This is a genomic window from Haladaptatus sp. SPP-AMP-3 (assembly GCF_049568665.1).
GTDB classification, from domain to species: Archaea; Halobacteriota; Halobacteria; order Halobacteriales; family Haladaptataceae; genus Haladaptatus; species Haladaptatus paucihalophilus.
The window spans coordinates 1,270,829-1,294,871 of sequence record NZ_CP145897.1; the positions used below are offsets into that span (position 1 = coordinate 1,270,829).

The 24,043-nt window shown below is 63.1% G+C and carries 23 protein-coding genes and 1 tRNA gene; 9 read left to right on the forward strand and 15 right to left on the reverse strand.

Annotation, left to right across the window (positions count from 1 at the left end; genetic code table 11):
- Positions 1-58: 58 nt before the first annotated feature.
- Entirely contained in the window at positions 59-301 is a 243-nt protein-coding gene (locus V5735_RS07260; protein ID WP_423745744.1) for a hypothetical protein, read from the forward strand.
- Between the two features lie 139 nt (positions 302-440).
- On the opposite strand, the gene V5735_RS07265 is transcribed toward V5735_RS07260, so the two are convergent.
- Positions 441-1,631 carry a PKD domain-containing protein gene (locus V5735_RS07265; RefSeq protein WP_423745745.1) on the reverse strand — a complete coding sequence of 397 codons (1,191 nt, stop codon included), beginning with the start codon at positions 1,629-1,631 and terminating at the stop codon, positions 441-443.
- 151 nt (positions 1,632-1,782) lie between these two features.
- Here V5735_RS07265 and V5735_RS07270 point away from each other — a divergent pair, with 151 nt between their 5' ends.
- Positions 1,783-2,931 (forward strand): M42 family metallopeptidase, encoded by a 1,149-nt coding sequence (locus V5735_RS07270; protein ID WP_423745746.1) that lies wholly within the window; start codon positions 1,783-1,785, stop codon positions 2,929-2,931.
- A gap of 71 nt (positions 2,932-3,002) precedes the next feature.
- Positions 3,003-3,245 carry a hypothetical protein gene (locus V5735_RS07275; RefSeq protein WP_423745747.1) on the forward strand — a complete coding sequence of 81 codons (243 nt, stop codon included), beginning with the start codon at positions 3,003-3,005 and terminating at the stop codon, positions 3,243-3,245.
- 19 nt (positions 3,246-3,264) lie between these two features.
- On the opposite strand, the gene V5735_RS07280 is transcribed toward V5735_RS07275, so the two are convergent.
- The 6 genes from V5735_RS07280 to V5735_RS07305 form a co-directional block, all read right to left on the reverse strand.
- Positions 3,265-4,353, reverse strand: a complete 1,089-nt coding sequence (locus V5735_RS07280) for an ABC transporter ATP-binding protein (RefSeq protein WP_423745748.1) — start codon at positions 4,351-4,353, stop codon at positions 3,265-3,267.
- Positions 4,346-5,380: an ABC transporter ATP-binding protein gene (locus V5735_RS07285; RefSeq protein ID WP_423745749.1), complete on the reverse strand. Its 1,035-nt coding sequence runs from the start codon at positions 5,378-5,380 to the stop codon at positions 4,346-4,348. The genes V5735_RS07280 and V5735_RS07285 overlap by 8 nt, the downstream gene beginning before the upstream one ends.
- A gap of 77 nt (positions 5,381-5,457) precedes the next feature.
- Positions 5,458-6,441: an ABC transporter permease gene (locus V5735_RS07290; RefSeq protein ID WP_423745750.1), complete on the reverse strand. Its 984-nt coding sequence runs from the start codon at positions 6,439-6,441 to the stop codon at positions 5,458-5,460.
- Positions 6,434-7,411 carry an ABC transporter permease gene (locus tag V5735_RS07295; protein WP_423745751.1) on the reverse strand — a complete coding sequence of 326 codons (978 nt, stop codon included), beginning with the start codon at positions 7,409-7,411 and terminating at the stop codon, positions 6,434-6,436. Before V5735_RS07295 ends, V5735_RS07290 begins: the two co-directional genes overlap by 8 nt.
- A gap of 34 nt (positions 7,412-7,445) precedes the next feature.
- Entirely contained in the window at positions 7,446-9,059 is a 1,614-nt protein-coding gene (locus V5735_RS07300; protein ID WP_423745752.1) for an ABC transporter substrate-binding protein, read from the reverse strand.
- 160 nt (positions 9,060-9,219) lie between these two features.
- Positions 9,220-10,740, reverse strand: a complete 1,521-nt coding sequence (locus V5735_RS07305; protein WP_423745753.1) for a metallopeptidase TldD-related protein — start codon at positions 10,738-10,740, stop codon at positions 9,220-9,222.
- 108 nt (positions 10,741-10,848) lie between these two features.
- Here V5735_RS07305 and V5735_RS07310 point away from each other — a divergent pair, with 108 nt between their 5' ends.
- Both V5735_RS07310 and V5735_RS07315 read left to right on the forward strand, forming a co-directional pair.
- Positions 10,849-12,237 carry a M28 family peptidase gene (locus V5735_RS07310; protein WP_423745754.1) on the forward strand — a complete coding sequence of 463 codons (1,389 nt, stop codon included), beginning with the start codon at positions 10,849-10,851 and terminating at the stop codon, positions 12,235-12,237.
- Positions 12,234-12,986 (forward strand): creatininase family protein, encoded by a 753-nt coding sequence (locus tag V5735_RS07315; RefSeq protein WP_423745755.1) that lies wholly within the window; start codon positions 12,234-12,236, stop codon positions 12,984-12,986. Before V5735_RS07310 ends, V5735_RS07315 begins: the two co-directional genes overlap by 4 nt.
- 9 nt (positions 12,987-12,995) lie before the next feature.
- Here V5735_RS07315 and V5735_RS07320 read toward each other — a convergent pair whose 3' ends face one another.
- On the reverse strand, positions 12,996-13,541 hold the full coding sequence (locus V5735_RS07320) for a hypothetical protein (RefSeq protein ID WP_423745756.1): 546 nt from the start codon (positions 13,539-13,541) through the stop codon (positions 12,996-12,998).
- Positions 13,538-14,311: an AAA family ATPase gene (locus tag V5735_RS07325; protein WP_423745757.1), complete on the reverse strand. Its 774-nt coding sequence runs from the start codon at positions 14,309-14,311 to the stop codon at positions 13,538-13,540. Before V5735_RS07325 ends, V5735_RS07320 begins: the two co-directional genes overlap by 4 nt.
- A 455-nt stretch (positions 14,312-14,766) precedes the next feature.
- Here V5735_RS07325 and V5735_RS07330 point away from each other — a divergent pair, with 455 nt between their 5' ends.
- Both V5735_RS07330 and V5735_RS07335 read left to right on the forward strand, forming a co-directional pair.
- The gene (locus V5735_RS07330) at positions 14,767-15,117 is read left to right on the forward strand and encodes a histidine kinase (RefSeq protein ID WP_423745758.1); all 351 of its coding nucleotides are present in this window, start codon (positions 14,767-14,769) and stop codon (positions 15,115-15,117) included.
- Between the two features lie 108 nt (positions 15,118-15,225).
- A complete protein-coding gene (locus tag V5735_RS07335; RefSeq protein ID WP_007982500.1) occupies positions 15,226-15,360 on the forward strand; it encodes a DUF7503 family protein in 135 nt (44 codons plus the stop codon).
- Here V5735_RS07335 and V5735_RS07340 read toward each other — a convergent pair whose 3' ends face one another.
- A complete protein-coding gene (locus V5735_RS07340; protein WP_423745759.1) occupies positions 15,361-17,442 on the reverse strand; it encodes a hypothetical protein in 2,082 nt (693 codons plus the stop codon).
- 20 nt (positions 17,443-17,462) lie between these two features.
- A complete protein-coding gene (locus V5735_RS07345; RefSeq protein WP_423745760.1) occupies positions 17,463-18,149 on the reverse strand; it encodes a DUF7504 family protein in 687 nt (228 codons plus the stop codon).
- 125 nt (positions 18,150-18,274) lie between these two features.
- Between V5735_RS07345 and V5735_RS07350 the strand changes: the two genes are divergently transcribed.
- Positions 18,275-19,159, forward strand: coding sequence for an ABC transporter ATP-binding protein (locus V5735_RS07350; RefSeq protein ID WP_423745761.1), 885 nt, complete (start codon positions 18,275-18,277; stop codon positions 19,157-19,159).
- Positions 19,156-19,992 carry an ABC transporter permease gene (locus V5735_RS07355; RefSeq protein WP_423745762.1) on the forward strand — a complete coding sequence of 279 codons (837 nt, stop codon included), beginning with the start codon at positions 19,156-19,158 and terminating at the stop codon, positions 19,990-19,992. The genes V5735_RS07350 and V5735_RS07355 overlap by 4 nt, the downstream gene beginning before the upstream one ends.
- Before the next feature lie 5 nt (positions 19,993-19,997).
- On the opposite strand, the gene V5735_RS07360 is transcribed toward V5735_RS07355, so the two are convergent.
- The 4 genes from V5735_RS07360 to V5735_RS07375 form a co-directional block, all read right to left on the reverse strand.
- Entirely contained in the window at positions 19,998-21,509 is a 1,512-nt protein-coding gene (locus tag V5735_RS07360) for a COG1361 S-layer family protein (protein WP_423745763.1), read from the reverse strand.
- 501 nt (positions 21,510-22,010) lie between these two features.
- Positions 22,011-22,145, reverse strand: a complete 135-nt coding sequence (locus V5735_RS07365) for a hypothetical protein (protein WP_423745764.1) — start codon at positions 22,143-22,145, stop codon at positions 22,011-22,013.
- Positions 22,146-22,177: 32 nt separating this feature from the next.
- A complete protein-coding gene (locus V5735_RS07370) occupies positions 22,178-23,359 on the reverse strand; it encodes a M24 family metallopeptidase (protein WP_423745765.1) in 1,182 nt (393 codons plus the stop codon).
- Positions 23,360-23,893: 534 nt separating this feature from the next.
- Positions 23,894-23,967: transfer RNA gene (locus tag V5735_RS07375), tRNA-Tyr, on the reverse strand.
- Between the last annotated feature and the right edge of the window lie 76 nt (positions 23,968-24,043).

The following is a 24,043-nucleotide window of genomic DNA, read 5'->3' on the forward strand; positions in this document are numbered from 1 at the left end:
AAGACAAATCTGTTAGTCTAAAATAACTTTAACACCCTCCTGTGAGTGGCGGGAAACGATGTCTGGAATCAAAAAATCACCAGAGATTCCCCAATCAGTCCCGAAACTAGAAGCCGAACTCATCCGCGACGCCTACGAAATTACGAGGCAGGGCGACAGTCGCGGGGACGACGGCATCGACACCGGGACATCTATCGATCTCTCAGACGGGGACCGACGAGATTTACGACGGCGACTTCTCGATAGCGGCGTCTCGGAAGAAACGTTGGTGGAACTCGGTCTCGACGCGAGCGACGACTAACTCGGTTTCTCGGCGGTTCGTTTCCTCTCCTCACGTATTTCCGACCGCAGAGCGCGTCCTCTCGCGGCGAGAGGAATGGTCGATATACGTGGGTCGTAACCCGTTCGAAAAATACGAGCGAATCGGTCGGGTACGGTCGTTATTTGACGGAGAGGATGGCCTCGTCCGTGGCCGTCGCCCCCTTGTCGTCGGTGACTTGGAGGGTGACGCGGTAGCGACCACAGGAAGAGAGGGTCATCTCGGCCGTCTCGCCGCTTTCTTCGAACGACCCGTCGCCGTCGATGTCCCACATGTATTCGACGATTTCGCCGTCGCCGTCCGAGGACGGGGAGGCGTCGAGCGTCACCGTATCGCCGCGTTCGAGCGACCCGCCGGTCGTGTCGCTCGGCGTCGTCCGAATCCGCGCGACCGGGGCCTCGTTCTGTTCGCCGCCGTCGTTGCCACCATCGCCGCCGTCGCTTCCGTCGCTTCCGTCGTCACTACCGTCGCTGCCATCGCTTCCGTCGTCACCTTCATCCCCGTCGTCTACGCCGCTTCCGCCATCCGACGAAGTGAGCACGTCCTCCTCGACGAGTTGTTGGGTTGTCTTGGTAAGCCACTGCACTCGCGTACCGAGGGCCGTGTCATCTGAGGTCGCCTCGACGAGGAACGCAACGGCGTCGGTGTCGCGCGCGGCCTTGTGCGTGAGCAGACCGGTCGGTTCGTTGGAGGACGAGGAGAACGGGTCGACCGTGAAGTCGTAGCCGTCGCGCGAGACGTAGTTGTCGTTGATATATTCGGCGGCCGCTCTGGCGTCGTTGAACGCCCGGTCGTCCCACGACGAGAAGATGGCCTGTCCGACGCCGCCGACCATATCGCCGTCGTAGATGCCGACGGATTCGTGAAGGTCGATGACGGCATCCGGTTGGAATCGCTCGACGACGCCCCAGATGGCGCGGGCGAGTTCCGTCTCCGGTTCCTCACCGGTCGGGAACTGTCGGTTCAGGTCCACGCCGCCGTCCGCGATGCGGGAGTCCTCCTCGACGGCCGCGGCGTTCGCCTTCGGAATCGTCACCAGCGTTCCGCGGGCGATATCCCACTGGGCGACCTTCTCGGCCGCCGTGTAGCCTCCGTTTTCGTTTCCGTGTACGCCGCCGACGACCATCACCGTCGGGCCGGACTCGCTCGCGGACGTGACGAACACCGTCGTTTCTTGGTCGGTGCCGCTCCGAATCGTGTACGAATCGCGCGAAACGCTCGTTTCGCTTTCACCTGTCGTCGCCGTTACGCCGAGCCCAAGCAGTCCCGCACAGCCAGCCGCCGTTAAAAACGTACGTCGTGTTGCAGTCATTGCTTCCCAGTCGAGGGTTGTATCGGGGGTTTATTGTTGTTTTGTTCGTTTTCGAAAATAATTCGAGAAAACGAATAAGTATCCCATTATATTGGGAGTCATATGATAGACTGACGGAGATGTCAACCCGTCCCCGAGAATGTTCAGTTTTGTGACCGACGAACGAACGCTGGCGAACTGGCTGGTTTGCAGCGACCCCAACTGTTATCTTCCGTTCACGCCCGGTTCCCGCATGCACGTTTCGTTCGACGACCTCGAAACGCTGGTGGAAGCGCCGGGCGCACCCGGAAACGAATACGCCGTCGCGGACCGGTTCGCCGACCTCATCGAACCACACGTGGACCGCGTGTCGTTCGACGCGATGGGGAACGTCGTCGCCACGAGCGAGGGAAGCGACTTCGAAATCATGCTCGCGGCCCACACCGACGAACTCGGGTTCCTCGTCGAGGACGTGGACGACGACGGCTTCCTCACCTTCCACATGCTCGGCGGACACTACAAGGGGAACCTGTCGGGCCAACGCGTCCGCGTCGGCCCGGACGGCGTTCTCGGCGTCGTCGGCCCGCGCTGTCGCCACTACATGAGCGACGACGAGAAGGAGTCCCTCCCGGAATCGCTCCGCATCGACGTCGGAGCCACCTCGCCCGAGGAGGTCGCGGATATGAACGTCGAACCGGGCGATTACGCGGTGTGGGACTACGGCGTCTCACGGCTCGGAAACGACCGAATCACCGGACGAGCGTTGGACGACCGCATCGCGCTGGCCATCCTGCTCGCGATCGCCCGCGAAGAGGACGTGGACGCGACGGTTCACTACGTCGCAACGGTACAGGAGGAGGTCGGCCTTCGCGGTGCGCGGACGACGGGCTACAGCCTCGACCCCGACGTCGGCATCGCGCTCGAAATATTCCCGGTGGACGACTACCCCGCGGGGCGGACGGACGGCGTGAATGCGACGCTGGACGGCGGCCCGGTGGTCGAGTTCGGGGACGGAACCTCCGAGTACTTCTTCGGCGGGGTCATCGTGGACCGCCAGACGAGAACGTGGCTCCGGGACGCGGCGGACGCGACCGATGTGGACCTCCAACACGACGTGATGCTGACCGGTTCGACCGACGCGACCGAACTCCAGCAGGTCCGCGGCGGCCGCCACGCGGGTGCCATCGCGGTTCCCTGCCGCTACTCGCACTCGCCGGTCGAGACGCTCTCGATGCGGGACGCGGACGCGACGGCCGAGGTGTTGTTGGCCGCGCTGGAACGGAAGTTCCCGAGTCGGGACGACATCCGACGGCCGCGGTGAGTCGTCCGCGGTACCACCGCCGATTGCCGTCGTCCCGTAACGTTCACAACGCTCCCCTCCGACGGACCGGTATGCGACGAGTCCGAGGACCGCGGCGCGGGTGGGCGAAGATAACGCTCGGCGTCTCGCTACTCTTCGCGGTCGGCGTCTTCGTTTTCCTCTGGATGCAGGGGTCGCCGGTTCGCGGCGCGGCGGGCGGCCTCCTCATCATCGTGGCCGGACTCTGGGAGTGGCGACGGAAACGCTCGGACCAGATTCGCGCCGAGCGCTTCGAAGCCGAGGCGGAAGAAAGTCAGCGAAAACGGCAGGGATGAGAGAAACAGTTCGCGTCGCTCAGTTCGCCGACGACTCCGCCGCGACGGCCTCGTCGCGGTCCGTCTCGTCCGCCTCGGCGTACGGGTCGAAGCCCTCCGCGCTCTCGTAGAGGTGGCAGGCGACTTCCCGGTCGCCCTCGACGTCGGACTTCGCTTCGAGCGGCGGTTGCACCGAATCGCACACGCCGCCGATGTACTTCTCACATCGGTTCTTGAAGCGACAGCCGGACGGGACGTTGACGGCATCTCCGACCTCGCCCTGCAACTCGACGCGCTCTCGGCCCGCCGTCGGGTCGGGAACCGGCACGGCGTCGATGAGCGCCCGCGTGTAGGGGTGTTTCGGGTTCGTGATTATCTCCTCCGTCGGCCCCTGCTCGACGATTTTCCCCATGTACATGATGGCGAGGCGGTCGCACATGTGTCGCAGGAGCGAGAGGTCGTGGCTGATGTACACGACGGACAACCCGAACTCGTCGGTCATGCGCTCCAAGAGCGAGAGCACGCCAGCCCGAAGGCTCACGTCGAGCATCGACACCGGTTCGTCGGCGACGATGAAGTCCGGGTCGATGACCAGCGCGCGGGCGATGGCGAGGCGTTGGCGCTGTCCGCCGGACAGTTCGTGCGGGTAGCGGTCGAAGAACGATTCGGCGGGTTCGAGTTCCGCGAATTCGAGCGCCCGTCGGACCCGCGCCCGCTGATTCGGAACGTCGTGGATGCGGAGCGGTTCGACCACCGTGTCGTACACCGTCATCCGCGGGTTCAGGCTCTCGAAGGGGTCCTGAAATATCATCTGGGCGTTCTGGCGGAAGTTCGTGAGGGACGAGCCGCTCTTGTTCGCGATGTCCTCGCCGTCGTAGTAGATGCTCCCACCGGTCGGTTCGTACAGCTTCGTCAGGCACATCCCGGTGGTGGTCTTGCCACACCCGGATTCGCCCGCGATGCCGAACGTCTCGCCTTCGTGCAGTTCGAAGTCGATGCCGTCGATGGCGTGCACCGCGTCCTCCTCCTCGCCGCGGATAGAGTTCATCAGGCTGGTCACAAGGCCGCTTCCGACCGGGAACTCCTTTTCCAACCCTTCGACGCGAACGAGCGTGTCGTCGTCAGTCATCGGTCGCCTCCATCGACGCGTCGTTTTTCCACGTCCGCGCCTTGCTGGCGACCGACCGAAGTTCCGCGTCGACCCGGTCGGTGTGGTGACAGAACGACCGCAACTCGCCGTGTTCGACGGCGGGCGGGTCCTCTTTCCGACAGACCTCCGTCGCCAGCGGACAGCGTTCCGCGAACCGACACCCGCTCGGCGGGTTGCTCAAATCCGGCGGGTGGCCGCCGATGCTCACGAGGTCCTGTTCGGACCGGCGGATGTCGGGAAACGCGCTCTTCAGCCCGAGCGTGTATGGGTGGTACGGTTCGCCGAAGATGAACTCCGACGGGCCTTCTTCGGCGAGTTCGCCCGCGTACATGACGACCACGCGGTCGCAGGTCTCCGCGACGACGGCCACGTCGTGCGTGATGACCATCATGGCCGTGTCGCTCTCCTGTTGAATCCCGTTGATGCGTTTGAGAATTTGGTCCTGCATGATGACGTCCAACGCCGTCGTCGGTTCGTCCGCGAGGATGAGCGACGGTTCGAGGACGAGCGACATGGCGATCATGGCCCGCTGGCGCATCCCGCCGGAGAACTGGTGGGGATAGTCCGTCTGGCGGTCGCGGTCGAGTCCGACGAGGTCGAACGATTCGTCGATGACGTCTTGGGCCTCCGACCGTCCCATCTTCGGGTAGTGGGCGTCGATGGCCTCCAAAATCTGCTCGCGGATGGTGTACACCGGGTCGAGCGCGTTCATCGCGGACTGTGCGATGAGCGAAATCTCGTCCCAACGAAGCGCTCGGCGGCGCTTCTCGGGCATGTCGGTCAGGTCCTCGCCTTTGAACAGTATCTTCCCGCCGTTGATGTAGCCGTTCTTCGGCAGGATGCCGATGAGCGCCTTGGCGAGCGTCGATTTGCCACAGCCGGATTCGCCGACGATGCCGACGGTCTCCCCGGCCTCGATTTTGAAACTGACGCCGTCGACCGCTTTGACCGGGCCGTCCTCGCTGTCGTAGTAGACTTCGAGGCCTTCGACTTCGAGCAGGGCCATTCAGCGGGCCTCCGTTTCGTCCGAGTACATGAATCCGATGTGCGTGAATCGTGCGAGCGTGAATCGTTTGAATACGTTCATCCTTCGACCTGTAGTTCGGGGTTGACGATCTCTTCGTAGCCGCGGCCGATGAGGAAGCCGCTGATGACCACGAGGGCGATACAGACTCCGGGCGGCACGAACCACCACCACGTTCCTTCCGTCATGGCGCTGTAGACGCGGGCGCTCTGGAGCATCATGCCCCACGAGACGCTGTTCGGGTCGCCGAGGCCCAAGAAGGACACCCCTGCTTCCGTAAGAATCGCCCACGCGATTGCGAACGCGCCGTAGAGGAACGCCATCGGGAGGACGTTCGGCGCGATGTGCCGCGAGATGATGCGCCAGTTGCTCGCCCCCGAAATCTTCGCCGCCTTGACGAACGAGCGTTCGCGGAGCGAGAGGACGAGCGCGCGGATGACGCGGGCGGACGTGCGCCACTGCAGGAGCACGAACGCGAGGATGATGTTCTCCAGTCCCGGCCCGAGCACCGTCACGAGGACGATGACCGTCGGCAGGAGCGGGAGTCCGTACACGAAGTCCACGAGTCGCATGAGCACGTCGTCCACGTAGCCGCCGTAGTAGCCGCTGACGAGGCCGACGAGCGTTCCGAGGCCGACGGTCATCACGGCGGCCACGAGGCCGACCATGATGGCGGGACGCGCCCCGTACACCAGTTGGCTGAAGATATCGTAGCCCTGCGCCGTCGTTCCGAGGATGTAGCCGCCCTCGCCGCCGAGGAAGGACGGTTTGATCCACTTGGCGAAGAGCGCGTTCACCATCAACCGCTCCTTCGGACCGTACGGCGCGATGTACGGCGCGAAAATGGCGACGACGCCGAAGAACGCGAGGATGGCCATCGCGGCGACGACCAGCGGGTCCTCCGTGAGCATCGAGAACTGTTCGGTTATCGTCTCCTTCCAAAGGCGGAGGTTGCGCTGCCACGCGCTGAACTGCTCTTCGCTCTCCTCGTCGATGTCCGCGAATATCGAACCGTCGTGCTCCTGATTCATCGTTTCAGTCATAGGTCACCCGTGGGTCGAGGACGCCGTACAGCAGGTCGGCGACGAAGTTCATCACGATGACCGACAGCGCGAGGACGAGGAACGTCCCCTGGGCCACCGGGTAGTCGCGTCGAAGCACGGCGCGAATCATCTCGCGGCCGATGCCCGGCCAACCGAACACCGTCTCGATGAGGACGCTGCCGCCCACCGCGTAGCCGATGGCGATGGCGGCGGCGGTCAGCACGGGCAACAGCGCGTTGCGGGCCGCGTGGTTGAACATTATCTTCCGCTCCGTCAGTCCCTTCGCGCGGCAGAGGTCGATGAAGTCCTCCGAGAGGGTTTCCAGCATGCTGTTGCGCATGATGAGCAGCGGATAGCCCATGTAGTAGAACGCGAGGACGATGACCGGCGCGACCATGTGCTTGAGGAAGTCGACCGAGAACACCATCGCCCAGAAGTTCTTCGGGCCGGAGCCGAGGCTCGTCATCCCGCTCATCGGGATGATTCCGAGTTTCGCGCCGAAAATCCAGAGGACGAGGATGCCCATCCAGAAGCTGGGGACGCTCCGTCCGACGAGCGCGGTCACGACCGTCGTCTTCTCGAACCGCGTTCCACGGTACCAGCCGGTGAGGACGCCGAGCGAGATGCCGATGACGTACGCCACGACGAACGCGGTCAGCATCAGGACGAGCGTGTTCGGGAGGTACGTGACGAGCATGTTGATGACGCGCTCGTTGGTTTTAAACGAGCGTCCGAGGTCGAGCGTCAGGAGGTTCTGTATGTACCGAACGTACTGCACCCACAGCGGGTCGTTCAACCCGTAGCTCGCGATGAGCCGCCGTCGCACCGCGGGCGTCATTCCGGGCGAAATGATGTACGACGTCGGGTCGCCCGGCATGAGGCGAAACAGCATGAACAGCGCGGTCGCGACTGCCCACAGCGTGATTCCCAACTGCACGGTGCGCCTGACGAAGAAGTCTAATTTTCCCATTTATTAGTATCGAAATTTCATTGGTTGGTCGGCTCTACTTGGGGAAGTGCGCCATTCCGTCGCCGTCGATGACGTATCCGGCGTCCGTGAGGGATTTCTTCCCGGCTTTCACGCCGTCGGCTGGCTGGTACTTCTTCACGTCCGGGTTGCTGAACTTGCCGAACGATTCGCCGACGAGGTTCCACCCCTCGGTGGCGAAGCCGTAGAGAATCTGCTCGTTGATGGCCTTCTTGGGAATCGCGTTGACGGCGGCCTGTCGGACGGCCTTGTCGTCGAGTCCCTTCTGGCGCGTGTTCTGGCTGAAGTGCCACCAGCCGTCGCCGGGCGCGGACTTCACGCCGATGTTCGACGCGTCTTGATTGTCGTTGAGCTGTTTGCCGATGCGGGTGTACGGCAGGTAGTTCAGCGTCCCCTTCTTCAACAGGGACCACACGGTCGAACTCTCCGGGATGATGCGCCAGATGCGGCGGTTGAACTTGACCGGCCGCCAGTGGTCTTCGTACTTCTTCAGGCTCAGTTCGCTGCCCTTGTCCCAGTAATCGAACTGGAGCGGACCGCTTCCGACTGGCTCTTTGACGTTCGCTTTGGCCGGGTTGCTCCGGCTCTCCCACTTGTGTTTCGGCACGATGGGAATCTGGTTGGAGAACAGTTTGTGGACCGGACCGACGGGGTCCGTGAAGTTCACCGTCACCCACTGACCGTCCACCGACACCGAGTCGTACATCTCCCACTGCGTGGAGTAGAGCGGAATCTCGTTCTCCTTGATGTATTCGAGCGTGAACTTCACGTCCTCGGGCGTCAGGTCCTCGCCGTCGTGCCACTTGTGGCCCTCCCGAATCTTGTACTTCACCGTCTTGTTGTCCGGGCGCTCCCACTCGGTCGCCAGACTCAGTTTCGGGTCGGCTTCGAGCTTCGAATTGATGCGGACGAGCTTGTCGTACAGCATCTCGAACTGGTGGATGAGTTTCGTCTCGTTGTTGTAACCGAGGACGCTGAGCGTTCCGAGGGTCTCGGCCCACGAGCCGCGAAGCTCTTTTTTGCTGTTGTTCACTTCGATGTTGGTCATCGGCTCGAAGTGGAAGTAGCCCGCGATGTGGTCGGTCCATCCGCTGACCTGATTTTTGTTGTACGCCACGATGTTGGGCATCTGTACGATGGGGTGCATCGGGACGTCCTCGTTGATGGTCTTCTGAATGTCGAACAGCGTGTCGATGCGCTTTTGTTCGTCTTTCATCTGCAGCTGTTCCATCAGCTTCGGGTCGAGGTCCTTGTTGGTGTAACCGGTGAAGTTACCCTGTCCCTTCCCCGTGTTCGAGGAGTGGAACTGCTCGGGCATCCGACGGCCGGGGTCGATGCCGAGGCCACGTGACCACGTTGCGAAGGAGAAGTTGAACTCCTCGGTGATTTTCGTGTAGAGCGTGCCCCACTCGAACACCTGCACCTTGGTGTCGAGTCCGACTTTTGTGAGTTGGTCGCCCACGAGGTTGATGGCGTCGTGGCGCGCGGGGTTGTAGTTCGCGGGGTTGTTGAGGTAGGTGTACTGGGGTAGCTTGTCGCCGCCGCTTCCGCCACCGCCGCCGTTGTCGTCTTTGGAACCGCTGCAACCGGCGAGGGCGGCCATTCCGCCGACACCGGTTGCGGTGGTCATTTTTAAAAAGTCACGCCGTCTGACATCCATGTTACCACTTGGCATTTGTCATTAATTACCAGGCGTGCCTACTATATAAACAAAACTGACAATATATTACAAATCAGAAGAGAGAAATGGAACATATCGCTGAATACGTTATCGAATGCGGAAATTTACACTAACATCTCGGCCGATTTGAAAAACGCACCGAAAAGCGAATCGACGGCGCGGTGACGGCGTACGGAATCATCGACCGATGTTTGGAGCAGACGCCGGTCACCGTTTCGCGGACGTCGCCGATACCCGTTATCGAACGGAGTGCACCGAGAGGAATCGTCACCGCTCCGCCCGTGAACCGCTTTCCGCGCTCGCTCCCGTCCACCGTGTAACCGAGTCGAACCGGGAAGGTTAGTTCCTGCGTCGTCGCCTCGTCTTCGAACTCGCCGGGCGTCGTCGCCGCGATGTCCTTCGCGTACAGGACGCTCGGCGGCATCGAACTCGCGCGCTTCGTTCGCGTGGCCTCGTTCTCTATTCGCGGCGCCTCGACCGATTCGACGTACACGTCCGCCCCGTCGAGAAGCGACGCCCGCGAAGCGGACCCGGCGGCGACGTCCAGATGCCGGGCGTGAATCCGCGGCGGCCGCTCGTAACCGACGCTCGGAACCACGGACCCCATCGGGACCGTCTCTTCCTCGATGGCGGACACCGTATCGTGGAGGAAGTTCCGGACGATGCCGTCGGACACCAACGTCACCGGCGTCGTCGGTTTTCCCTCCGCGTCGTATCCCAGCGCCGCCCACGACCCGGCGTGGACGCAATCCTCGACGCCGAGTCCCGGTGGACCGAATCGGTCACCGACGGAGAAGGGACTCGACCCGAAATACGCCGCGTCCGTCTCCAGATAGTGCGCGACGTAGTGGAACAACGTCGCCGCCGCCCGCGGGCCGAACACCGCGTCCACCTCGTCGTCGCCTCCGATACTCGTCGTCTCAGCGTCGTCGAGCGGGGGATACGCCTCCCGCTCTCGAACCGCCGCCGCCAGTTCGTCGAAGTGGCCGGGAAGCGCGTCGAAGAACGCCGGTCCGGTGGTCGTTCCGAAGTGACGCTGGACCTTCTCTGCGGTCGTCGGCGCGACGACCGTTTCGACCGACGCCCGTTCGAGCGACGTTCGGACCGTCGTCCCGGTCGTCGTCAACAGGACCGACGACAACCGCTCGTCGCGGTACGAGACGGCCGCGCGGTCCAGCGCGAGGCCGTCCATCGACGCCGCGAACGCCGACCTGACGGCCGCGAGTTTTTCGGCCGCCGCGGAGTCAGAAAGCGACCCGCCGACCGTCCATCCCGGGTGAACCGCCTGATGGACCGTCCCCGGGTCGTACTTGGCGGGGACGCGCTGGTCCAAGACGCGGGCCGACCGAATCGACCGCTCCATCAGGTCTTCCAGATGGGATTCCGAAAACGACGTCGTGAACCGATAGTCCGCGCTTCCCTCCACGAACACGCGCCACCAGATGCCCTCGTTCGAGAGGTCATCGGCGGAGCGAACCTCGGCCGGAGTCGCCGACCCCGTAGTCTGCGTTCTGTCGAGATACCCCACTTCCGCGACGGCCACTTCGTCGTCGGAATCGAACCGCGAGAGAATCCACTCCGCGACGTCGAGTTCGTCCCCCACGTCGGTTCCGTCCTCCGTGTCGTCCATACCACCTCCTTCGCGGGGGACTCCTAAAATCCGACCCACGAGTGCACGGATTTCTCCGAACCAAACGTACATCACGCCCGGAACCAATCGTAAACCCTACCACGAAAAATGACAACACTACCCACGACAATCGTTGGCGATGCGTACACGAGTACGCGACACTGGGACCTCCTCTGTAACCTCGTCGACCTCGACAATCGGATGGCCGGACAGGACGGAGAGGCGGAAGGGGCAAAATTCGTAAAGGAAGCGTTCGAATCGAACGGTCTCCGCGATGCGACCATCTCCGAGTTCGAGATTCCCGGTTGGTGGCGCGAGTCGAGCGCACTGACCGTCGAACACGACCGAACGCACGAGTTCGACGCGCAACACGAAACCGTCGCCCTGCCCGGAACGCCGAGCGGCGACGTGGAGGCGGAACTGGTCGACGTCGGCTACGGGCTCCCGGAGGACTTCGAGGCGGCCGACGTCGAGGGCAAACTCGTCATGGCGTCGAGCATGACCCCGGACGACCACGGCCGCTGGATTCACCGCGCGGAGAAGTACGGTGCCGCGGCGCGGGGTGGCGCGGTCGGCTTCCTCTTTCGCAACCACTTGGAGGGGAATCTCCCGCCGACGGGAAGCATCGGGAAGGAAGACGGCCCCGGCGACATCCCCGCCGTCGGCGTCTCGAAAGAAGTCGGCGACCGACTCGTCCGATACTGCGGCAGCGGCGAGACGACCGCGCGACTCGCGGTGAACTGCCGGAACGAACCGACGAACTCGCGCAACATCGAGGCCGTCGTCGGCCCGGACACCGACGAGGAAGTGCTCGTCACCGCGCACGTCGATGCCCACGACGTCGGGGAAGGCGCAAACGACAACGGCGTCGGAACGGTGCTCGTCGCCGAAATCGGCCGCCTGCTGGTCGAGATGGAAGACGCCCTCGAAACGCGGGTCCGCTGTCTCGTCTTCGGCGCGGAGGAGGTCGGCCTGTTCGGCGCGTACCACTGGGCCGAGGCGCACGACATGGATGCGGTAAAGTGCATCTTCAACATGGACGGCGCGGGCTACTCGCGCACCGCCGACGTGTACACGCACGGGTTCGACCCGATGGGCGAGGCGTTCGCGGAGGTGCGCGACGAACTCGACGTCCCCGTCGAAATCCACGACGGCATCCGCCCGCACAGCGACCACTGGCCGTTCGTCCAGAAGGGCGTCGCGGGCATGCAAGGGCGGTCCATCGCGGGCGAAAGCGGGCGCGGGTGGGGACACACCCACGGCGATACGCTCGACAAACTCGACGTCCGCGACCTCCGTGACCTCTCCGTCGTCTTCACGGCGGCCGTGCTCAAACTCGCGGAGGAAGACAGGGAAATCCCGCACAAATCCGTCGCGGACGTCCGCGACGCGACTGTCGAACAGGGGTTCGAGGCGGGGATGCGAAACTCCGGAACGTGGCCGTTCGACGACGATGAAACGGCGGACGCGGAACCAGCGGCGGAGGCGGACCGATGACGGTTCGACTCGACTACGAACCGTACGACCTCGGCGGGATGACGTGGGAGGACGCCGAGGAGGCGATTCCCGACGCCGATTTCGTCGTCCTCCCGACCGGAAGCGTCGAACAGCACTCCATCCACCTCCCGGTGACGGTGGATACGCTCCGTGCCGAGTCCCTCTCGCGGGAACTCGTCGAGGCGGCACCGGACCGCGACCTGTCGATGGTTCGACTGCCGACCCTGCCCTACGGCTACTCCGAACACCACATGAACTACGCCGGGACGGTCACGCTGTCGGGCGACACCTACCGGCGCGTCATCGTCGAAATCGGCGAGTCGATGGCGAAACACGGTGCCGAACGACTCGTCGTCGTCAACTGCCACGGCGGAAACAACGCGCCGCTCACGCTCGCCGCCGATAGGATTCAGCGCGACCACGGCGTCAAGACGTCGCTCGTCCACTGGACGGATTTCGCCCGCGACAGACTGAAAGAGCGATTCGGCGAGGAGTGGGGTCACGCGGGCGACCACGAGACGAGCGTCATCGAACTGTTCTATCCCGATCTCGTGAAAGCTGAAAAGAAGGAACCGCAGGTTCGGAAGGCCCGATTCGAGGCGCGCAAGTACACCTACTTCGACGACATCACGGAACAGGGCGGACGCGGCGACCCGACCCAATCGGACCCCGAGTTCCTCGAAGAGGTCGTCGCCGAGACGACCGACGCCATCCTCTCGGCGCTGAAATCGGACATCGAACAGGAGTAGGGCGGGCCGTTACGGGTCCAGTTGGTCGTCCAACCCCCACTCCTCGGCTCGCCGCTCGGCCTCCTGTTTCGCCTGCTTCCGAATGGCGGCTATTTTCTCCTCGTCTTCGAGGAACGCTTCCACGGCACTGGTCGGGGTCGTTTCCGTGTCGGACGTCGGTCGGTCCGGCGCACGCGCCCGCGTTCTCGCGGCCAGTTGCGGGTCGCCCGCCAGCCGTTCGGCGGGCATTCCCGGCGGAATCGTCCGGTCGTCCGCTCCACGGGTCGTCTCGCGTTCGTCCGCGGGTTGTCGATAGAGTTCGACGCTGTACGGTCCGGGAACGGCGAGGTCGGCGACGGCCGCCGGTCCGCCGCGGCCCGTCCCGGTGTGATGGGCCTGCACGGGGATGCCGTCCTCGAAGGTCAGCACGCCGTACCCGTCCGCGTCGAGGAGGAGCGAGTCTTGCGGTTTGAAGACGGCGTGGCCGGTGAGGTCGCGTTCCAGCGCGGTGGCGAGCGCTGACGACGGGTCGCTGACGACGCGGGAACGGACGAGTTCGCCGTGTGGTGTCGTCATGGTGCGTCGGGGATGACCGCACTGCGGAAGCGTTTGGCGACGCGTTCCGACTCGCCGGTCCGAACGTCGAGGGTCGCGGCGGCATCGCGGTAGGCGCGCGCGGCCGCGCTCTCGGGCGCGTGCGAGAGGAGCGGTTTTCCCGCCCGACGGGCCGCCCGCGCCGCGTGGTCGTCGGGGACCGCTGCGAGCGTCGGCCCGTCGAAATACCGCTCGCTCTTGTCCGCTATCGGACGCACGTCCTCGTCGTCGTGTACCTTGTTGAACAGCACGCCAGCCGTTCCGGTGCCGTACGAGCGAGCGTACTCTTGGACCTTCAGGCCGTCGCTCAAGGAGGGAATCGTGGGCTGGAGGACGACGACGATTCGGTCGGCGAGGACGATGGGGAGAATCGCGCTCTTGCTTCCGAGCGCGGCGGGCGAATCGAGCAAGAGCACGTCCGTCTCCGCGGCCAACGTCGCCACGACGTCCTGTAACCGGTCCGGGTCGGCGCGCTCGAACGCGGCGAGGCTCGTACCACAAGGGACGACTCGCATCCCGAACCGGTCGTAGACGGCCTCTTCGACCGACGCGTCGCTGTCCCCGATGAGCAAGTCGTGGAGCGTCGTCTCCGCGTCGGTCAATCCCGTGTGAAACAGGAGGTTCGCCATTCCAGTGTCGGCATCGACGACCGTCACGTTGTACTCCTCGGCCAGCGCCATCCCGAGGGAGAGCGTGCTCGTGGTCTTGCCGGTGCCACCTTTCCCGCTCGCGACCGCAAACGCCTCGACCATCGTTTTAGACTCCGGTCGTCATCAGTTAAAAATACAGGTATTTCCACGACGGATAAAGGAACGGCGAGAGCAGGACGCTGAGGAAAGCGGGGGACGCGCCGATTCAACGGAGAAACCGACGCACGAAACCGTCAGAGGAGACCAAACAAAAGGTGCGACCGGTCAGGTGTGGCGAAGTATCCCGACCGGTAGGCAGTGACAGGATGCGTGCCGACACGGCCGCCGATGCGAACGGTGTGTCGCAGTTTGACGTACTCCGATACTGGTTGAGTGGCGGTGACCAGTGGAGAGTGGCGTGCGTTTGTACCGGCGATTCGTGCACTTCTCACGCATCCAACGAGAAATACATCCCACATTGTCTAAAAATTTTCCATCCATTTGTCCGTATGTCAACCTCGTTCTTTTTCAAACGAACTTCGACACTGTTTTCAGACAAACATGGAATAGCATGCCATATGCGTCCCACCGAGGCCGACCTCACCGCACCTCCCCTCGCACAGGTGTTCACCTATCCGGCGCGAATGAAGTTTCTCGCGGTACTCGCGGACGACCCGAACGAGAGTTTCAGCGCGACGGAGTTGGTAGACCACGCCGGAACCGCCCCGAGCACGTGGACGGCCCACCGGGACGACCTCCTCGAACTCGAACTGGTGAAAACGGTAGAAACGGACGGGTCACACCCCGAATATACGCTCGCCACGACGACGCACGCCCGACTGCTCCAGCGACTGTCCGACGAACTCGACGACGTAATCCACGAACTCAAAGATCCCATTTCGGACGCTATCGATGGATTCTCCCAATGAGAATCCGCAAAACAAATTAATGCATTTTTATTATAATAATTGTAATTAATATTTGTTATGTATTATTAAAAAAATTATAATTCATATCGAAAGCACGGTTTGCACGTGATGTCGCAAAAAGACGCGGTACGTGGAAAACTGGCAGATCACCCCCGATTGCTCGGCGTCCTGTTCACCCTTAGCTTGCTGGTGTTGCAGTTCGGAACGGTACTCGCGGGGAGTGGGGCAAACTCCGGGCCGTAACTATTCGATTTCGGACAGACACAGCTCGTCGCTCCACCGCAGTTCCCCGTTGGCTTCTATCGGTATGAGCTGGTCGGAGAACTCCGCACGGAGTTCCTCCTCGGTCAGCGCGAGCGTCGTCACCGGCGAGGTGCTAAGAAACCGTTGATGGGACCAACTGGGGTGGAAATTGGTGTGAGAGCCGAACCCGAACAGGTCAGTCGGATACATGCTGACCTCGACTTCGAATCGGTTCTCCCCAACCCGTTCGATTTTCAAGTGTTGCGGACTTCCTCGCTCGCTCTGGACGAGCGACAAGCCGCCGTCGCCCAAGACGGTGTACTGATAGCCGTGTGCCGAGTGTCGCTGTGCGATCGACAGCGCCGGTCGAAGCGGGAACCCGCAATTGAGGAGACGGGCCAGCGTCCGTCCGAGCTCCGTCGCCATCGGATTCCCGACCGGCGAGAGCGTCACGACACCGCCGCGACTTCCCTTCGTGACCAGTTCGCGTCCCTGCTCGTAGGATTGGCAGGCGTTCAGGAGAAACGCGGAGACGCCGACTTCGGAGATCGATTTCACGTCGAGCGACCCGTCGGCACACAGGATACCGTTCTCATCGACGTGGCCAATGTAGTGGATGAAGTCCGCCGGTTTCGCTAACAGGTCGGTAAGCTCGTCGCGCGACAGGTCGTAGTGGGCGGTCACGTCGAAATCGAGCATGTCGCGCAAGCCGTACAGTTCTCGAACGACGTCCTCCTCCCGCATGTGCTCGTCGTTGCAGACGACGTGAATGTCGATGGTTTCGTTCGACGGGCGACGGTCGATACGCTGCCGAAGCGCGCTCACGTCGAGTTTGTTGACCGTGAGCGGATACCCCGGTCCGGCCCACGCCTGCCCGATAACGTTCGGCATCGGGTCCACCTGAAACACGTCCCGACCGTCTACGGTGTCCCATCCGCTCGCTCCGCGAACCAAGACCTCCGACGATGGCGCACGAAAGAACTCCGACTGTGCGTCGGACATCGGTTTGACCGTCTTCGAGGTCGGTTTGTCGGGAATGCGAACGAGCGCGAGGTCACGAGCGATGTGCGGCATGTACTCGGCGTTTCGGACCGTCGGCGTTAGGTCGACGCCCAACCGCCAGTTCGGGATGTGCGGTTCGAGCGTTTCGAACGGAACGGACAGATACTCCGCGAGACGCTCCGGGAGCGGTGTTTCGTACAGGTCGGCGAAATCGAGGTCCACCAGCGGTTCGACCCGCTCGCGCTCGTGCAGTTCGACCTTGTAGTAGCCCTCCGTCCGCGTGAGACAGTCGAGGAAGAACGTCTGTCTGAGGATGCGGTTGACCGTTTCGACGTAGCCGCCGGGTCCGTCGAGCGACCGCTCGAACGACCCCGCGACGAGACGCGGGTCGTGCCCCGGAACGACCGTCGCACCGAGATAGTACGCGAGCGAGACGACGGGGTAGACGTGTTCGCGGTCGGGTGGAACGACCAGTTCGACGTCCGTCGCCGCCGGTTCGAGTCCGTTCGGCACGGAAAACGTCTCACCTCGTTCGACGAGCGGTGGATGGCCGCGGAGCGTCGGAAACGACCGTTCCGGCGAGAGCGTCTTCAGCGCCGACCCGAACAGGGAAACGGCGTGCATCACGTCACGCACGTCGTCCGTGACGGTTATCGTCCCCGCCGGGCGGTCGTGAAAGGAGCGCGCGCCGACGCGAACCGCCGTCGTCGCGTCGAACGAAAAGCGAACGGTATCGTCGCCGTGCTCGATGGTCATTCGTCCGTCCACGAGGAAGTAGAGCTTCATCGGTGCCGTACTCACCTCGACGAGGTACGCATTCGAACCGAGAGTTCGGTCCCGTTCGTCCGACGTCTCGACCATCATCGTCCCGTCCTGTTGGCGCACCGTGATGGGTACGGCTTTCGGGACTTCGAGCATCGGCGTCACGATTTCGACGGCGGCATCGACCGGAAAGTAAAACGGCGACGTATCGACCGGCGTCGGGTCGACGGACACGGACGTAAACAGCGCGAACCGAACGTTCTCGATGGGGTCGTGGATGTCGAGTCCGTCGTGTTCCGCATGCCGCCGAAACTCCATGGTAACAGTAGTATGGTCGCCTATGATAATTCTACCCAGTGGGTAGTCTCACCGAGCTCCGGCACGTGCCACCGTTGTTCGGCCCACCCCGGTCGCTTCCGAAGTTCGATACGGGCGTCGAACAGCGGCGATAGTTCCTCCACCAACGGGTCGTCATCCGGAACGCGAAGGTGGTAGTGCGCCATTCCGCGAACGCCGCGAACGAGGGCGGTAAGTCCCCGGAGGAACTGCCCGACCGAAACGAGGTCGTCGTTCACCTCCAACAGCTCGACCGAATCGACACCGAGGCGCAACTCGGCGGGTTCGAAGCCGCCGTTTCGCTCCTCGTGAACGCCGATGGCGGAGACGATCTCCGAGCGAAACGTCTGGCGGTCGACCATCGGACGGTGGACGTTCGAACCGGTCGTCGTCGTCCCGCGGTCGTCCGGCCGTCGGTCGATGACTTGCGTCCCCGGACTGTCGGGCGAATCCGGGAGGTACGACTCGGCGGCGGGCGTCGCCGGATTGAGGAGTCCGAGGATGCGCGTTCGTCTCCCCCGTCCGAAGAGCGTCCGGCTAAACTCCGCGCTGGTGGTTTCGGGAACCTCGCCCGTGACGAGCAGGTTACTGCCACTGACTTTCAACCCGGAAAGCCACTCCCTGAACGTCACGTCTCGGACGGCGGAACCCTCGCCCGACTCGTTTCGAAACCTGAGGCGAGAAACCATTAGTAAGGCGAATGTAAGACGTTGAAATAAAGTTTCTGGAGCTCGGTCAATCTCGCCAGGAAACAAATCGACGGAGCGATACGTTCGGCGAACCGTATAAGTCGCTCGCGGGCGTTCATCCGTCGGTGTCCGCGCCGGAACCCATCGCCATCGAGGAGTTGACCAAGTATTACGGAGACGTTCGCGGCGTCGAGGACCTGACGTTCACCGTCGAATCGGGCGAGATATTCGGCTTTCTCGGGCCGAACGGGGCGGGAAAATCGACCGCGATTCGACTCCTGCTCGGCCTGCTGAAGCCGACGAGCGGGACCGCACAGGTGCTCGGACACACCATCACCGAGCGAACGCGGAGCGTGGAAGGCCGAATCGGCTACGTCCCCGGTGACGCGACCGTCTACGAGAACGTCACCGGAGAGGAGTTGCTCGATTACTTCGCCACGCTGTCCGGCGACGAACGCCGCGAGGAGTTGCTCGACCGGTTTCCGGTCCCCGTCGACCGAGCCGTGAAGAACTACTCCCGCGGAAACCGACAGAAACTCGCGCTCGTGCAGGCGTTCATGCACGACCCGGACCTCCTCATCATGGACGAACCGACGGCGGGACTCGACCCGCTCGCACAGAACGCCCTGTACGAACTGTTGCTCGCGGAGCGCGAGCGCGGCGTCACGGTGCTGTTCTCGACGCACGTCCTCAGCGAGGTTCGAAAGGTGTGTGACCGCGTGGGAATCATCCGCGACGGGCAACTCGTCGCGCTGGAGAACATCGGCGAGCTGCTGGCCAAAAGCGGCAAAATCGTGCGCCTCGACCTCGCGGAGGATCCGCCGCCGGACGACCTGCTGTTCGACGGGGCGCTAAGCAGCGACCTCGACCCGGACGGCTACTATCGGTTGGTCGTTACCGAGAACTTCGACGGCCTCGTGGACGTGCTCGACCGCTACTCGGTTATAGATTTGGAGGTCGAGGAGACCTCGCTCGAAGACGTGTTTATGGAGTTTTACGGGGGAACGTGAAGAGCCATGCAAATCCGAATGAGGAGAGGACCGGCGCGATGTTCGAGATAACGAACTTCGAGATGGGGCGGCGCGTCCGCGGAACGCTGTTGCTGTCGGGGTCGCTCATCGCCTTCGTCGTGCTCACCATCGCGCTGTTCCCGTCGATTCAGCAGTCCGGCGTCAACCTCGATGCGTACATCCAGAACTTGCCGGAGGAGGCGCGCCGCGCGTTCATCGGCGACGTCGAGAGCATCACGACCATCGACGGCTACCTCGCCTCGCAGTTCTATCAAATCGCGTGGCTCCTCGGTTTGGGTATCTACTACGCGTACGCCGGAGCTTCGAGCGTCGCAAAGGAGATGGAGAACGGCACGCTCGAACTGGTGCTCGCCCACCCGGTCACGCGAACCCGCCTCGTCATAGGAAAGTACCTCGCGCTCATTCCGAGCATGCTCGCCGTCAACGCGTTCACCTTCCTCTCGGTGTACGTCAGCGTCGAGTTCATCGGCGAGTTCCTCGACCCCGGATACCTGCTCGCCCTCCACGCCTACTCCATCGTGTACTTCCTCGCGTGTGCGAGCCTCGGTATGGTCGCCTCGGTGCAATTCGACACGGCACGCCGCGCCCGGACGGTCGGCGTCGGCGCGATATTCGGAATGTTCCTCGTCGATACCGTGACCTTCGGGACGGATTACGAATGGATCGGAGATTTTGCGTTTACCCGCTACTTCGACGTGGGGAAGATACTGACCGACGGAACCGTGTCCGCCGACGATTTCGCGGTGCTCGCCGTCGCCGCCGTCGCCCTGCTCGTCGTGAGCGCCGAACTGTTCGAACGGCGGGACGTGTGACCGAACTACCGCCGCCAGAGCCACCACGCGACGCCGAGAAGCAGGACGACGACGGCGGCCGCGACCGACAGCACGGACGACCCGACGCCGGACTGACGTCGAATCGTCACCGGAACCGCGTACGGTCCCGCCTCTCGACGGTCGCCGTTCGGCGTCTCGTAGGTGAGGACGACGGCGACGGGATGCCGGTCGGGAATCGCGTCGCCGCTCACCGTCAACTGGAACGACGCCGACGTCGAATTGTTGGGGCCGAGCACGCCGATGTACGACTCGCTGTCGTCGCTCGACAAGGGGTCCGAAACCAACAGTTTCGCCGTCACGTTCGAGAGCCGTTCTCCCGCGTTGTTCCGCACCCGAACCCGAAGCGTCCCGCTCGAATCCACGGTGAAGTTCGCGTCCGTCGCGGTGACGACGAACGGTTCACGTCGCTGTTCGACGCGCACCGGCACCGAAATCGGGTCGCTCGCGCGCCGCTCGCCGCTCCCGTCGCGGTAGGTGACCCTGGCGGTGAAGTCCCGAGGACCGGGGTTCGTGGCGTTCGTCGCGTCCACCTCGAACCGGAACCGCCGCGAGCTGTTGTTCCGGAGGGTACCGAGCGGGAAGCGGGTTTCCTCGGGGCGCAACGCGGTGCCGTTCGACGGCTGAAAGACGAGCGTCGCGTCGTCGGCGGTCCGCGCGCCGGTGTTCACGACCCGGCCCGTAACCGCACCCGTGTCGCCGACGCGGACCGTGCTCGTCACGTTCCGGACGGCGAACGACGGTTTTCCCTCGGGTCGGATGCCGATGAACAGCGGGTCCGAAACTCGCCGCTGGCCGGTTCTGCTCTCGTACGCGACGCGAACCTGCGCCGTGACGTTGCGCGCGGTGTCCGGGCCGACCTGCAACGGAAATTCGACGTACTTCGTGTCGCCGCGCAACCACTCGCCGACCGAGGTTTGGGCCGTCGTGGCGTTGTTCCCGAACCGGATGCCCGAATCGGTCGAATTGACGACGACGCTGGAATCGAACGCGCCGACCGTTCCGGCGTTCCGAATCGCAAGCGAGAGCGTCCCCGTCCCGCCCGCGCTGGCGTTGACCGTCGTGTTCACGACGCGAAACCGCGGCCGCCGCTCGACCCGAACGGTGACGTACCGGACGACGGTTTCCCGCCCGGACGCCGCGTCGTAGCTGACCCGAACCGGTAGCGTGTACTCCCCCGGCGTCGCCTGTTCACCGACGCGAATCCGAACCGAAACCGGCCGCTGCGCTCCGGGCGGAACCGTCCCGACCGGAGCGCGGTTCGTCAACACCCGAACCGGGGCGTTCTGGTCCCCCACCTCCACAGTCGCGGCGTTGACCGGTTCCGTTCCGTCGTTCGTCACGACGAGTTTCAGTTGCGTCTCCTCGCCCGGTGCCAGCCTGTCGTCCGGCGCGAACATGTCGATACCGGACTGCTCCGCGGCCCGTTTGCTCACCACACCCCCGCCGACCAGCGTGGTGCACACGAGAACCGCGGCCACCACACCCCCCACGCGCATACCCCCTCTACGATGGTATCTGACAAATCAATGCTGGTAGCGAACGCGAGCGGTTGTTCACCCGAAATTCGACAGTCCGACGTTTAGTAGATAACAGTGTAATTTAGTAGTTTTCAGTATTAAATAGTACCAACAGATAGTTTTCAGTATTAAATAGTACCAACAGATAGTTTTCAGTAGATTCGGGTGATGCGATTCTCGAACGCCCCGTCGGCGCGCGCCGCAGCAGAAAAACGGGGTCGTGACACCGACCAAGCGTCCCCGGCGCGTGCGCCAGCACCCCCGAGGACGCTCCGTCCGAGGTGGTAGCTGGTTATCGCGCGAGGGATGAGGCTTGCGAGACGCGACGCGTCTCGCTGACCTGCGGCCGTGGCCCGCAGGCATCGCAAGCCGAAGGCTGAGAAACGCAATCGGGTGGGGAGGGTGTGGCCGTCGCGGTGCGGTTGCGATTTCAGTGACGTCTGTCGTTGCAGTCACAGGAGAGCAGTCACAGAAGAGCTGTCACGGAAGAGCCGTCACGAAAGGATAGTCACGGAAGAACCAACAACTCGTAACGAGCGGACGGGAGCGTTCGAGGATGAACCCCTCCATCGTCCCGAGAACGACGCCGAACTCGTCTCGAAAGAGTCGCCTCATCAAAAAGAGCCGCCTCACCACCGGATGTCGCCTCACCACCGGATGATGTTGGATTCCAAATCGCGGGGGAAGTAGGTCAGCATCTCCGTGCCGGTTTCGGTGACGGCGACGGTATCCGAGTGACGGTAGCCGTACGTGTCGGTGTACAGGCCGGGTTCGATGGTGTAAACGTGGCCGGGTTCCATCTCGGCGTCGCCCTCGTCCACGTGGTCCGACCAGCCGCGGTCGATGTACGGCGGTTCGTGGCCGCCCATACCGATGTTGTGGCCGACGTGGTGCTGGGCGAGGTCGGCGACGCCCTGTTCCTCGAAGTAGTCGGACACGAGTTCGTCGACGTATGACAGCGGGACGCCCGGACCGAGGGCGTCGATGGCGATGGTCTGGGATTCGAGCATCAACTCGAAGTAGTGCTCCTGTTCGGCGGTCGGTTCGCCGACGAACATCGTCCGCTCCAGTTCGGAGTGATAGCCATCGACGTTCGCGGCGGCACCGGTGATGAGCACGTCGCCCTCCTCGATTCGGCGGTTCGCGGTGTGGCCGTGGGGAAGCGCGGTCTGCGGACCGGTGATGTAGCCCGCGAAGGCCGGGCCGTCCCCGCGCGTTCGGGGGACGTACTGGTCCCCGAGCGTGTCGAGCATGGCGCGGGAGGCGTCCGTCGATGCCCGCTGGCTGACCGTGGCCGGATGGGCACCGGGTTCGGTGTAGTCCGCGAGGTACTGGTGGGCGAGGTTGCCCCACTTGGCGGACTCGCGGATGCAGTCGATTTCGGCGTCGGACTTCGCCCAGCGCATTCGGTCCACCCAGCTCTGCATTTCGACGCCGACGAACTCCGAGAGAGGGGGGCCGTCGTAGCCCATGACGCCCGGCGCTCCGTCGGCATCCGCCACGACCGACTCGGCGTCGAGTTCCGAGAGCATCTCGGCGGCCACGGCGATGGGCTTGCCACCGGGATAATCGAAGTAGTGGTGTACCGCATCGATGCGGGAGTTGGGTTGCACGCGCTCGACTTCGAGACGCGGTACGGTGATCTCGACGCGCTCGTCGGTAACGGCGAGGACGACCGGACGCTCGGTCTGAATGTGGTCGAAGCCGGTGAGATATTCGATGCTCGTCGCGCCGAACCAGACGCCAGCGTCCGCGCCGCTGTCGCGTATTTTCTCGCGGACGGCGGCGAGACGGGTTTCGAACTCGGACTCGGGTAGCCGTGTCGACATGGCAGTTCGTTCACGGGAGCGGTGTAAAAGCGTTGACCTGCCGGAAAGACGTCCCAAATCGAACCGACCCACGGAAACGAAGCGTTTCCGTTCCGGTAGCGTCGGCCTAGTCGTTTCGGGATGGACGCTTCACCGTCCGGGGTAGCTGCGCATGTCGAATAATTCTCCGACCAGACATCGAGGCCGAGTAAACGCCGTAAATCCCACCCACAGGCCGCAAAACGAACGATAAACGGGTTGTACTCGAGCTGTATTACGGGTTTGTATCCTACCCGACATGGGATATTTTCTATTCATTATCGAATGTTTTCAATCATTCGTAGTTATCGAACCCCGCCGAGCAGACGGCTTCAACCCCGCCCGTCGAATGGGAAAACGAGTTTCGTGGCGAGTGCTCACTCGTGTGACGTAGCCACGAAGAGTCGGAACGCGGTCAGCTTTCTCGATTGAACGCCGAAAGACATTCCTACTCGCTACGCTTTACGGGCTGTGACTTCCAGGCACAAATCTGCTCGGTCGAATTTGTAGAACAAATCCGCCCTCCCCGATTTGAACGGGGGACAAGTCGATCTACAGTCGACTGCTCTACCAATCTGAGCTAAGGGCGGGCACGCACTTTCACCTATCCCGGTCACGGACTTAAGAATTATTATTCTGGCCGGCGTTCTTTCCAGACGGAAAGGT